Genomic DNA, 11271 nt, shown 5'->3' with positions numbered 1-11271 from the left:
CAAAAACGTCTGGCGGGTCAGTGCAGGCCGGCAACGAGGATCGTCTCTTGGCGGACGACGAACTCCGGAGCGGACGACTCCCGCGTGTCGACGGTGAGGCTCGCGGCCCCGCCGTTGTCGGCGTGGAGTTCGACCCGCAGCGTCCCGCTGTCGATCCCGGCCGACTCGATGGCGTACTGGCTGTCGCCGGCGACGGTGTGGCTGGCCGTGTTGACCACGCCGTCACCGCCGGTGATACGTACGTCGAGCGCGTGGGCGGCGTCGTCCTCGTTCCGAAGTACGACCGCAGGAGGGGTCCGTCCGTCGTTCGCCTCGATGCCGTTGCGCGGGGCCTGCGTCATTACTGTTCAGGATGGCCGTGTCAGACAAGAAGGGTCCCGATGGTTGTGGACGGTTTCCCACTGTTTCGGATCGTTTCGGACCGTTCACCGCCGTGATCGACCGTTTCGACGGCCGCTATCGGGGGGTTTTTCGCCGTGGCGCTGCTTCGTCACACTATGTCCGCGCTGTCGAACGCGCTGGGTGACCTCCCGGACCCGGTGTTCGCCGACCTGTACGAATCCGAGACGGCGTATCTCATCGTCATCGACCTGCCCGGCGTGAGCAGCGAGACGCTCGACGTCCGGACGGAGGGAACTCACCTCCACATCGAAGCGCGTCGGGAGAAGAACCTTCCGATGGACTTTCGCTACCTGCGCGAGGATCGCCCGCTCTTTCTCGACACCGACCTCCCGCTGCCGCCGACCGTCGTCGCGAGCGAGGCCGACGGCTCGCTCGATCACGGCACGCTCACGCTCCGCCTGCCGAAACGCGAGAGCACCGACGAGACGACGATTCCGATAACGACCGGCGAGGGGCCGGGGTCGGCCGCCGAGACGTGAGGGTCCCGTAGTGAACGTCCGCGCGTACGGGCGATTCTTCGTCGTCGTCCGCCAGTTCTTCCCGCTGATCGTCGCCTATCTCCGCGATCGTCGGCGCTTCATCCTCTTCGGCGGGCAGCGCGAGGTCACGAGCGCCATGCGTCGCGAGCGCGCGCGAACGCTGCTCGATACGCTGTTGACCTTGGGGCCGACGTTCATCAAACTCGGGCAGATCCTCTCGACGCGGCCGGACGTCCTCCCGCCCGAATACGTCGCCGAGTTCTCGAAGCTCCAGGACGAGGTGCCGCCGGCCGACTGGAGCGAGGCCGAGGTGGTCATTCGTGAGGAGCTCGGTCCCGCCGAGGAAGCCTTCGACAGTTTCGACACCGACGCCATCTCCGGGGCGAGCCTCGGACAGGTCTATCGGGCCGAACTTGACGGCGAGCAGGTCGCCGTGAAGGTCCGCCGGCCGGGCATCGAGGAGCTCGTCGAAGCTGACCTCAAAGTCATCAAGTGGAGCCTGCCGATCATCATCCGCTTCATCGGCGAGGCACGCTCGTTCTCGCTCGAAACGCTCGCCGACGAGTTCGACACCACGATCCACCAAGAGATCGACTACGCGCGCGAGGCGCGGATGTTGGAGGAGATCAAGGCGAACTTCGCTGGCAACGACGACATCCGCATCCCGAGCGTCGTCGAGAGCCACTCGACACCGCGCGTGCTCACGATGGAGTATGTGAGCGGGACGAAGGTGACCGATACCGACAAGCTCGACTCGATGGGGATCGATCGCACGGGATTGGCCGAGCGCCTCGAACGCATCTATCTCCAGATGATCGTCGACGACGGCGTCTTCCACGCCGACCCTCATCCGGGTAATCTCGCGGTCAAGCCCGACGGCACGCTCGTCTTCTACGACTTCGGGATGAGCGGTCGCGTCGAGGGCTACATTCAGGAGAAGATCATCGAGTTCTACATCGGCATCGCCAATCAGGACATCGACGCCATCCTCGACGCGCTCGTCGAGATGGGCACTCTGAGCCCCGACGCCGACCGCGAGACGATGGGCAACGTGATGGAGCTCGCCATTCAGGACGTCCGTGGCGAGGAGGTCGAACAGTACCGCATCCAGGAGGTCGTCGGCCAGGTCGAGGACACGATCTACGAGTTCCCGCTGCGCCTGCCCGCCAATCTCGCGCTGGTGCTCCGCGTCGCGACGGTCGTCGAGGGGGTCTGTGTCACGCTCGAACCGAACTTCGACTTCATCTCGGTCGCCACCGACTACCTCGTCGAGGAGGGCTACCGCGAGGAGGGGATCAAGCAGTTCCTCGAAAGCCGCGGCGAGGAGGTCCAGGACCTCGCGGAGGCGGCGGTACGAACCCCACCCAAACTGGAGCAGACGCTCGATTCACTGAATCAGGGCGAGCTCTCGGTGCATGCCGATCTCGACGACACCGACGGCCTGTTCGAGTCGCTCGCCAACCGTCTCATCTTCGGCGCGCTGTTGACCGCGGGCGTCATCTCGACGGCGATGCTCTACTCCTTTGCGACCACGGGCGCGACCGTCGTCGCCGCCGCCTTCTCGATCGGCGTCGCGCTCTTTCTCGTGCGCTCGTTTCGCAGCGGTCGCTCCGGAACGCGGGCGACCCCGGAGTTCACTCGGCAGGGGCTCAGCCAGCAGCGCCCGACCGAGGCGGAGGGCACCGGCGGTATCGAGGCAATGGCCGAGGCGGGTGAGGACACGGAATCAGTCGGTGCGCCGACGGGCGACCCCGAGGGTGACATCGAGAACGACTAGGAATGCGTCAGCCGCGATTTGAACGCGGGTCATCAGCATGGGAAGCTGAGGTGATACCAGGCTACACCACTGACGCGCGTTCCACGCTTGTGCGACCGGCATCATAACGATAACGGTCACGATCCACCGAGACGATCGATCTGTCACCGTCGAGCGTCGGCCACCGATCGTTTCCCCAACCGTCGATCACAACCGGTTGCAACGCAGTTCGCGTTGTCGTTGATATGAAACAGAACGTTTTTGACCCACCGTAACCCGTAGCCGATAGGCTGGCAGCGGACCAGTCTGGAAAACCCCGAAGACAGGGTGATGCCACGCAACGGGGTCTTTTTGCCGATGCGAACCTGCCTCCGAGCGGGAGCACCGTCGTCCCAGCTATCGCTTTCGGACCATCTGTAATGAGCTTTGTGGTGGTTGTGGCCGCCGATCGTGCTCCGTCCGTGCCGGCAGCAGCGTTTTCCGCCGGTCGGTGTTTTCGAGCATATGGATAGCGTTTCGCTTGGTGATCACTCACGGCTCGGCTGGTGGCTGCTCGGCCTCGTGGTCGCGGCGACGGTGCTGTTCGTCGGCTACTCGTTCGTCGGGACGTTCGTGCTCGGCCTGTTCGTCTACTACGCCGTCCGACCGGTGAACCGCCGGCTCGAAGACCATCTGTCGAGCGGCCTCTCGGCCGCGCTGACGATGGTCGTCGTCGCGCTGCCGGCACTGTTGCTCGGCGCGTATCTCGTCGTCATCGGTCTCGGCCAGCTCAGCTCGCTCCAGGGGACGCCCGTCGGCGAGTACACGAAGTTCCTCCAGCCGTATCTCGATGTCTCGAAACTCCAGGGTGGGCCCGTCGACGCACTCACCGTCCTCAGAAATCGGTTGAGCCAGTCCGGCGTCCTCCAGCAGGTGCTCAACCAGGGGCTGGGCGTGCTCTCGACGCTCTCCGGTGGCCTGTTGCACGCCTTCCTCTCGCTCGCGTTCGCCTTCTATCTCCTGCGCGACGAGCACGACCTCGCGGCGTGGTTTCGTGCCGAGGTCGGCGATCGGGAAACGGCCCAGCACGCCTTCCTCTCGGCGATCGACCGCGATCTCCATTCGGTCTATTTCGGCAACGTGCTCACCGTGTTGCTCGTCGCGGTCGTGGCCGTCGTCGTCTACAACGGACTGAACGCCGTCGCGCCGGCACAGCTCTCGATCCCGCTGGCGACGGCGCTCGCGCTGGCGACCGGGCTCGCGAGCTTCGTCCCCATCGTCGTCGGCAAACTCGTCTACGTCCCGCTCGGCCTCTATCTCGCTGCACAGGCGTTTCGGACCGATCCCACGCTTCTGTGGTTTCCGGCCCTCTTTTTCGTCGTCTCGTTCGTCCTCCTCGATATGCTGCCGGTCATGTTTCTCCGGCCGTATCTCTCGGGTCAGAGCCTCCACACCGGGCTCGTGATGTTCGCCTACGTCCTCGGGACGGTCCTGTTCGGCTGGTATGGCCTGTTCTTCGGCCCGCTGGTCGTCGTGTTCGTCGTCCAGTTCATCAACGTCGTGCTGCCGGGGCTGCTTCACGGGCGCTCGGTCGGCCCGGAGACGAGTCCAGCCACCGACGTCGGTTCCGCGCCCGCCGATGCGGCCGGGACGAACGAGCCGTCCGATGGAACGGACGACACGGCCACGACGGGCGATGGTCCGAGCGATGCGGGCTGAACGCCGGTTACCGACCGTCTCACGATCCGTTCGGCGATTCGACGATCGTGAACGTCGATAGGGAAGCACACGCTACCCAGATCAATCATGCAAATTCTTTATCACTGGTACGCTCGTGTGTTGATCCGTCCCAATGTCCGACAACTCTTCGCCCGCCGAGCGGACGGCCGTCGACGCGATCGATCCGTCGGTTCCGAGCACTGGGGACGCCAGAAAGCGACATCTGATGGGCTGTCTTGGTCGTTTTTTCTACCCCGTCGAGCTCGCCACCCTCGCGACTCACGTCGTGGCGAGCGAGCGCACGACCGCACTCGAATCGGTGAGCGACGACGAGCGGACGCGTGTCGCGATCCGTCTCCATCACGTCCACATCCCCGAACTCGTCGACCGCGATCTCGTCGAGTACGATCCCGAAAGCCGGATGGCGATCGCGGCGTCGGACTCGGCCGCCGCGCCGGAACGCTCGCGGTGGTCGAACGTGCCCTGATGCGCCTCGCCACGCGTTTTTCGTCTGCCGATTGCCGTCGCTATCCCTGCTATCGTCACCCGTAACGTGTGTACCCTACTCAGTTCGGCGGCGTCAGATCACGGCCGAACTCGTCGAAGACGTCGAGCGCCGGCGGGAGTTCGGTTTCGAGACGACGCTGCTCGCGGCGGTCGGTGTTCGCGTCCTCGATCGGTTCAGCGACTGATTCCCAGCCGGGTTTGACGCGGATCGATGTCGCGGGCGTCCCGACGGCGACGTGGTGGGCCGGCACGTCGCGCTGGAGGACGGCCTTCGCGCCGAGCATCGCGTTCTCGCCGACGTGCACGCCGGCCCGAACCATCGAGTCGTAGCCGAGGCGGACGTCGTCGTCGACGATCGTTCGGAAATTATCGATATCGGTCTGGTCGACGAGGTCGTGATCGTGGCTGTAGATGTGGGCGTCGTCGGCAATACTTACCCGGTCGCCGATGGCGAGCTCCCCCCGATCGTCGAGATGGACGTCGTCGTGAACCACCGTGTTGTCGCCCATCGTGATGTTGTGGCCGTAGGTCATCGAGATACCCTTGAACAGTCGGAGGTTCTCCCCCGCCTCCGCGAAGAGGTGGTCGGCGAGCATCGCCCGAAAGCGCAGCGCGAACTCCACGTTGTCGGCCATCGGCGTGGCGTCGAACTGTCGCCAGAGCCACTGGAGATGCTTCGACTCCTCGAACTGCTCCTCGTCCTTCTCGGCGTAGTATTCGCTTTCGAGCGTCGCGTTGCAGGGGTCGTAGCCCTGCAATCGTACCCGTTCGGCCGGTGAAACGTCCTCGCCGTCCTGGAATCGTCGATAGGCGTCGCCATCGCCGTAGAGGCCGGCGAGCGTCTCGGCGACCACCGTACAGGTGTCTTCGGGCCCCGAGAGCCGCTCGTCGACGTCGGTGAGGAACTCCTCCAGGCCGGCTTCGGCGGCCGCCGGCAGCGTCACGTGGCGTTTCGTCATCACCGAGAATTGTGATTCCGGGCCAATATGGCTTCCGTCATCGGCACCGATATGCCATGGTTGATGGTATTTGTTGCCATGACATCCGTGCTGTCGAAGGTTCGGGAGAGGGGGGGGGGGGGGGCAAAGACGCAAGACGCGTACGAGTATTTATACCGGATGACACGGCCAGCCGTCACATGGGCAAACACGCTTTCAGCGACCTCAGATCGGCCGCGTACTGCCCACGGCAGTGCTATTATCGTCGGCAGGACGACGATCGCGGACCACCGCCGGAGGTCGAACAGCGCCGCGAACTCGCCTTCAGATACGACGAGCTCCTCGACGGGGCGGACCTCGCCGACGCACCGATCGCGGTCACGCCGACCCAGCTCAGGACAAATCTTTCGTGCGCGAAAGCTCGCTTCGACGCCTTCGACGAGCTCAGCGATCCTACCGGTCGCGATGTGCTCCTCACGGGAAAGGACTGTCGCGGCATCGCCCACAAGATTTTAGAGCTCGATACACCCGTCCCGTCGCTCGTTTCGGCCGGCAGCCCACCTGAAAACGGCGTCTGGCAGCCCCAGACCGTCCACGCCGTCGCGGCCGCGAAGGCGCTCGCCTACGAGCGCGAAACGCCCGTCGAGCGGGCATTTGTCGAATATCCGACCTACGGCGTGATTCGCGAAGTGGCGCTGACGACTCGGCGGAAGGCGGCCTACCGGACGGCTATCCGTACGCTCGAATCGATCGACGGTCCGCCGCCGCGCCTCGACGACCGCTCGAAGTGTGAGTCCTGCGAGTACCGCGAGGAATGTGGCGTGAAGACGCGGTCGTTGCGCTCGTTGCTCGGCCTCGGCTAGTCGAGCCACGCCTCGATATCCGCGACCCGTGCCCCGCGGCGGTGGATCGTGCCCGAGGCGACGTCGACGACGCTGCTCTCGGTGCCCGGACATTCGCCGTCGTCGAGCACGGCCCCGCAGGCCGTCCGTACCGATTCGCCGATCTCCGCGACACGTCGCGCGCTCGGCTGCCCGCTCACGTTCGCGCTCGTCGAGGTTGCCGGTCCGCTTTGTTCGAGGAGTTCCTGCGCCACCGGCTGGTCGGGCACGCGCACCCCGACTCGGGAACGCCCGGCGGTCAGCACGTCCGGCACTTCCGGCCCTGCCTCGACGAGCACGGTGACGGGACCGGGCAGGAACTCGTCCATGAACCGCTGCTCGCGCTCGGTGGGCTCGGTGTGTGCGAGCGCCGCCTCGACGGTTGGCACGGCCAGCGAGATCGGCTTCTCGTGCGAGCGGCCCTTGACCGCGAAGACTCGTTCAACGGCGTCGGCGTCGAGCGCGTCGGCAGCGAGTCCGTAGACCGTCTCGGTCGGATAGACGACGAGTCCGCCCTCGCGGACGGTCTCGGCCGCGGCTGCAACGTCCGTCATAGCTCGTCGATGGCCGCCTCGATCGCGTCGTAGTCGGGGAAGGACGGCCACTCCTCGGCGACCCACGCGTACTGGATCGTTCCGTCGGCGTCGACGACGAACGCTGCGGGTCGTGGCTCCGACACTCCGGCCATCCCGTCGAGATCGTTGACGATGTCGTATTTCTCGGCGACGCCGTTTCCGGGGTCCGAGAAGAGTCGGGCGTCGACCTCACGCTCCTGGATGAGCCGCTTGTGTGCGTACGGTGTCGAGATCGACAGGCCGACGACGGCGATCTCGTCGGTCCAGCCGCGCTCGCGGATCTCGTTCCACGCGTAGGTTGCGGGGAAGGCCCCGTCCATCGGATGGAAGAGCAGGACGAGCGGGCCGTCCTCCAGTAGCGTCGAGAGCGACATGTCCGTCCAGAGCTCGCCGTCGACGAGCGGGCGGGTGAAATCGGGTGCCTGCTCGCCCGCCGCGGGATGATCGGTGGCGTCGAGCTCGACCACGTCGAACTCGACCATCAGGCGCGCTCCCCGTAGGTGCCGTCGAGATACTCGACGATATTGGCGCTCTCGGCCATCGTCACGCCGGTGTTCGGATCGCTGATGGCTGGCACGGTGCGCTTGCCACAGGCGCGTTTGACGGCGTCGCGTTCGGAGTGTTGCGCCTCGACGAAGCGTGATTCGTAATCGATGTCGAGTTCGTGCAACCGGCGGACGACGCGCTCACAGAACGGGCAGGCCTGGAGCCGGTAGAGCACGAGCGGTTCGCTCGCTTCGGTGGCTGTCGATCGGGTGGTGCTCACGGCGACGGTTGGGGCGAGATCGGCCTAAGACCTTCGCCTCCCCCACCAGGCTCGATCACCCAAAATACAGCGCGGATGCCTCTTCCTCAACGAGCGCCGGAGTCCCGATTATCGGTCGGAACGGAGACGCGAGTAGGGAAGGGGGGGGGGGCGCGTTAGCTGTCTCACGCTCTTTCACATCCGCTGTTCGATACATCCGCTACTATCCCAACTGAGGGCGGGGAGGATGTCAAAACCATGCGAACGTTTAATCCGGCCGGCGGGCAAGAGCGCTACGTCGATGTATCTCCCCGCGTTCGTGTTGGCCCCGCTCGCCACGCCGCTCGCCGTCGATGTCCTCGGGATTTCGGTCGACGAGGGCACGTTCGTCGCCATCGGCGTCGCCGTCGTCGTCGTCCTCATCGTCCTCTCGGCGTTTTTCTCCTCCTCGGAGATCGCCATGTTTTCGCTGGCCGCCCACCGTGTCGAGGCGCTCGTCGAGGACGGGACACCCGGCGCGGCGACGATGGCCGAGCTCAAATCGAACCCGCACCGACTGCTCGTGACGATCCTGGTCGGGAACAACCTCGTCAACATCGCCATGACGTCGATCACGACGGGGCTGCTCGCGCTCTACTACCCACAGGGCGTCGCCGTCGCCATCTCGACGTTCGGCATCACGGCGCTCGTCCTGCTGTTCGGCGAGAGCGTGCCCAAGTCCTACGCCGTCGAGAACACCGAATCGTGGGCGCTGACGATTGCCCGACCGCTGAAACTCGCCGAGTACGGACTCCTCCCGCTCATCGTTGTCTTCGACTATCTCACTCGCCAGATCAACCGCATCACCGGCGGCGGGTCGGCGATCGAGACCTCCTACGTGACCCGCGACGAGATCCAGGACATCATCGAGACGGGCGAGCGCGAGGGCGTCATCGCCGAGGACGAACGCGAGATGCTCCAGCGTATCTTCCGGTTCAACAACACCATCGCCAAGGAGGTGATGACGCCACGGCTCGACGTCACCGCCGTCACTACCGACACGAGCATCGAGGAAGCCATCGAGACCTGCGTCCAGAGCGGTCACGCGCGCGTCCCGGTCTGTGAGGGCAGCCTCGACAACGTGATTGGCACCGTGCACATCCGCGATCTCGTCCGCGATCTCAACTACGGCGAGTCGGGCGATCTCGACATCGAGGACCTCATCCGGCCGACGCTGCACGTCCCCGAATCGAAGAACGTCGACGAACTGCTCACCGAGATGCGCAGCGATCGCATGCGCATCGCCATCGTCGTCGACGAGTTCGGCACAACCGAGGGGCTGGTCTCGGTCGAGGACATGATCGAGGAGATCGTCGGCGAGATCCTCGAAGGCGGCGAGCGCGAACCCGTCGAGACGATCGACGAGGACACGGTACTCGCCCAGGGTGAGGTCAACATCGAGGACGTCAACGAAGCGCTCGACATCGAACTGCCGGAAGGTGAGGAGTTCGAGACGATCGCGGGCTTCATCTTCAACCGGGCCGGCCGGCTCGTCGAAGAGGGTGAAAGCATCGATTACGACGGCGTCGAGATCACGGTCGAGGCGGTCGAAAACACGCGTATCACGACCGCGCGTGTCCATCGGCTGCCGGAGACCAAACCCGAGACCGTCGCGGTCGACGACGAGCCTAGTTCGTCGTGAAGTCGGTGTCCGGACCGGGATCGTCGACCTCGCCGCCCTCGACCGCTTCGAGCGCCTCGGTCCGTTTCTCCGTCGTGACGTGCCAGCGGTCGATTTCGTCGTCGTACTCGGCGAGGCGTTCGCTCACTCGCTCTTTGAGATCGTCATCGTTGACGTTGACCTCGAAAACGTAGCCGTCGTAGTCGCCATCGCGGGCGTTGCCGGTTCGCTGAAGGTTCGCACTGATGAGATCGTTATCGAAGTAGTAGGGTGCGACCTGCGTCATCACGTTTCTGTACACCGTGTCCTCGACGGTGCGGATCGCCTTCCGACCCGCCGAGTCGGCCGCGCGGGCGACGTATTCGAGCGACTCACTCCAGGAATCGACCGCCTCGTCGGTGTCGTCGAGTTTCTCGTAGGACTGTGAGAGCTTCTCGCCGGCGCTTTTGAGGTCCTCGTTCGGCTGCTTGCCGGCGCGTTCGCCCTCGCCTTCCTCGATCGATGCCTGTTCGGCGGTCTTCTCGTTGACGTCCTCGTCGAGGCGCTCGTGGCTTTTCGGCCGCCATTCGTCCCACTCGTCGAACGCCTCGCCGTCGGCATCGAACTCGGCGAGCGCACGCGTGATCCGTTCGCCGTGTTCGACGATCTCGTTCCATCCGCCGTGCTCTTTGAATCCGGAGATACTCTCTTCCATCGAGTTCCTCGTTATCGTCCGTAGGTGAGTCGCTGTACGAACCCATCGAGTCTGTTCTTCGCCCCGGCGAACCACGCCGATGGCGAGACACGCCGGAGTTCGTCCTCAGAGAGCTCGATGCGCGCGTCGGCGAACGGGTCGTCGTTCGCGCGCTCCGCGTCGCTCTTTCCCTCCGCCGCGATCTCGGTCACGGACGTCATGGCACACCGACCGCACGTCTCGCGGTCCGTTCCACCCATGCTCGCCTCCTATGTCGAGCGACTGCTTAAGCGTTCGCGTGGCAGCGACCGTGTGCTTTTGTTCGCCTCGCCCCTCGCCCCGCTATGAGCCATCGCGGTGGCGACGATGCTGACTCCGCCCGCGCCGAGGCGGACCTCGACCTGCCCGCCCTCGATGACGAGTATCTGACCCGCGTCGCCGAGCGCCTCCAGTTCAACTACGATCTCGACGCCGACCGGCGGGTTCACGGCGAGTCGTTCGCGCTCTCCGGCGCGCTCACGCTCGAAAGCCACAAACAGTTCCTCCACTCGGCGCTCTCGTACGGCCACCACGAATCCGTCGAACGGCTGTACGCCCGTCGGTACGACGGCGTGAGCGTGGCCGATCTCGAAGCGCTCGTCGCGCTCGGTCACGATCTCGGCGCGGGGATCGACGCCGACGAGGAACACTTCAGCACGGAGTTCACTTTCGCCCTCGTCGCCCCGCGGATCCCCGACGAGGTACGCGCGTTCGTTGCCGGCTTCAGCGACCGGACGCTGCTCAAATACGGCTATCACGGCCACTACGAGATCAACCTGCTCGTCGTCGCGCCCGATACCGAGGAACTGGTCGCCAGCGAGAACGCCGAGGTCGCTGCCGCCTTCCGACTCTGGGAATCCGACGAGCCCGACTCGAACGGCCTGGCTGCACGGCTCGCCGGTTTGTTCGGCTGACGGG

Annotated in this window: 14 protein-coding genes and 1 tRNA gene; 7 read left to right on the top strand and 8 right to left on the bottom strand. The window is 65.1% G+C overall.

All coding sequences use genetic code 11. The annotated features are described in order from the left end of the window. Nucleotides 1-17: 17 nt before the first annotated feature. A complete protein-coding gene (locus MUK72_RS00735) occupies nucleotides 18-341 on the bottom strand; it encodes a hypothetical protein (protein ID WP_244702715.1) in 324 nt (107 codons plus the stop codon). Nucleotides 342-497: 156 nt separating this feature from the next. Between MUK72_RS00735 and MUK72_RS00730 the strand changes: the two genes are divergently transcribed. Beyond that, complete coding sequence (locus tag MUK72_RS00730; RefSeq protein WP_004052007.1) at nucleotides 498-881, top strand: Hsp20/alpha crystallin family protein; 384 nt, start codon at nucleotides 498-500, stop codon at nucleotides 879-881. 10 nt (nucleotides 882-891) lie between these two features. After that, entirely contained in the window at nucleotides 892-2658 is a 1767-nt protein-coding gene (locus MUK72_RS00725; protein WP_244702713.1) for an ABC1 kinase family protein, read from the top strand. A gap of 3 nt (nucleotides 2659-2661) precedes the next feature. On the opposite strand, the gene MUK72_RS00720 is transcribed toward MUK72_RS00725, so the two are convergent. Further along, nucleotides 2662-2734 (bottom strand) — tRNA-Gly (locus MUK72_RS00720). 407 nt (nucleotides 2735-3141) lie between these two features. On the opposite strand from MUK72_RS00720, the gene MUK72_RS00715 reads away from it, so the two are divergent. Together MUK72_RS00715 and MUK72_RS00710 are read left to right on the top strand one after the other, a co-directional pair. Then, on the top strand, nucleotides 3142-4335 hold the full coding sequence (locus MUK72_RS00715) for an AI-2E family transporter (RefSeq protein ID WP_244702711.1): 1194 nt from the start codon (nucleotides 3142-3144) through the stop codon (nucleotides 4333-4335). A gap of 133 nt (nucleotides 4336-4468) precedes the next feature. Next, entirely contained in the window at nucleotides 4469-4822 is a 354-nt protein-coding gene (locus MUK72_RS00710) for a DUF7344 domain-containing protein (protein ID WP_004052010.1), read from the top strand. 79 nt (nucleotides 4823-4901) lie between these two features. Here the strand turns inward: MUK72_RS00710 and MUK72_RS00705 are convergent, their stop codons facing one another. Beyond that, on the bottom strand, nucleotides 4902-5801 hold the full coding sequence (locus MUK72_RS00705; RefSeq protein ID WP_244702709.1) for an acyltransferase: 900 nt from the start codon (nucleotides 5799-5801) through the stop codon (nucleotides 4902-4904). A gap of 179 nt (nucleotides 5802-5980) precedes the next feature. On the opposite strand from MUK72_RS00705, the gene MUK72_RS00700 reads away from it, so the two are divergent. Continuing rightward, complete coding sequence (locus MUK72_RS00700) at nucleotides 5981-6643, top strand: CRISPR-associated protein Cas4 (RefSeq protein ID WP_244702707.1); 663 nt, start codon at nucleotides 5981-5983, stop codon at nucleotides 6641-6643. Here MUK72_RS00700 and MUK72_RS00695 read toward each other — a convergent pair. Genes MUK72_RS00695 through MUK72_RS00685 form a run of 3 tightly spaced genes read right to left on the bottom strand, consistent with a single transcriptional unit; the run spans nucleotide 6640 to nucleotide 8002 of the window. Next, the gene (locus tag MUK72_RS00695; protein WP_244702706.1) at nucleotides 6640-7215 is read right to left on the bottom strand and encodes an L-threonylcarbamoyladenylate synthase; all 576 of its coding nucleotides are present in this window, start codon (nucleotides 7213-7215) and stop codon (nucleotides 6640-6642) included. The two genes, MUK72_RS00700 and MUK72_RS00695, sit on opposite strands and share 4 nt — an antisense overlap. Next, entirely contained in the window at nucleotides 7212-7718 is a 507-nt protein-coding gene (locus MUK72_RS00690; RefSeq protein WP_244702696.1) for a redoxin domain-containing protein, read from the bottom strand. Before MUK72_RS00690 ends, MUK72_RS00695 begins: the two co-directional genes overlap by 4 nt. Beyond that, a complete protein-coding gene (locus tag MUK72_RS00685) occupies nucleotides 7718-8002 on the bottom strand; it encodes a glutathione S-transferase N-terminal domain-containing protein (protein ID WP_244702694.1) in 285 nt (94 codons plus the stop codon). The genes MUK72_RS00690 and MUK72_RS00685 overlap by 1 nt, the downstream gene beginning before the upstream one ends. A gap of 280 nt (nucleotides 8003-8282) precedes the next feature. Here MUK72_RS00685 and MUK72_RS00680 point away from each other — a divergent pair, with 280 nt between their 5' ends. Beyond that, nucleotides 8283-9662 (top strand): hemolysin family protein, encoded by a 1380-nt coding sequence (locus MUK72_RS00680; protein ID WP_244702691.1) that lies wholly within the window; start codon nucleotides 8283-8285, stop codon nucleotides 9660-9662. Here MUK72_RS00680 and MUK72_RS00675 read toward each other — a convergent pair. Both MUK72_RS00675 and MUK72_RS00670 read right to left on the bottom strand, forming a co-directional pair. Further along, nucleotides 9649-10335, bottom strand: coding sequence for a DUF5828 family protein (locus MUK72_RS00675; protein WP_244702688.1), 687 nt, complete (start codon nucleotides 10333-10335; stop codon nucleotides 9649-9651). The two genes, MUK72_RS00680 and MUK72_RS00675, sit on opposite strands and share 14 nt — an antisense overlap. An 11-nt stretch (nucleotides 10336-10346) precedes the next feature. Further along, on the bottom strand, nucleotides 10347-10574 hold the full coding sequence (locus MUK72_RS00670) for a DUF8007 family protein (protein WP_004050944.1): 228 nt from the start codon (nucleotides 10572-10574) through the stop codon (nucleotides 10347-10349). Between the two features lie 84 nt (nucleotides 10575-10658). Here MUK72_RS00670 and MUK72_RS00665 point away from each other — a divergent pair, with 84 nt between their 5' ends. Further along, nucleotides 10659-11267, top strand: a complete 609-nt coding sequence (locus MUK72_RS00665) for a DUF8052 family protein (RefSeq protein WP_244702686.1) — start codon at nucleotides 10659-10661, stop codon at nucleotides 11265-11267. Nucleotides 11268-11271 lie beyond the last annotated feature (4 nt).

The organism is Halococcus dombrowskii (assembly GCF_022870485.1).
Classification (GTDB): domain Archaea; phylum Halobacteriota; class Halobacteria; order Halobacteriales; family Halococcaceae; genus Halococcus; species Halococcus morrhuae.
Note: the sequence above shows the minus strand (reverse complement) of the source record. Positions and strands in the feature narration are given on the sequence as shown.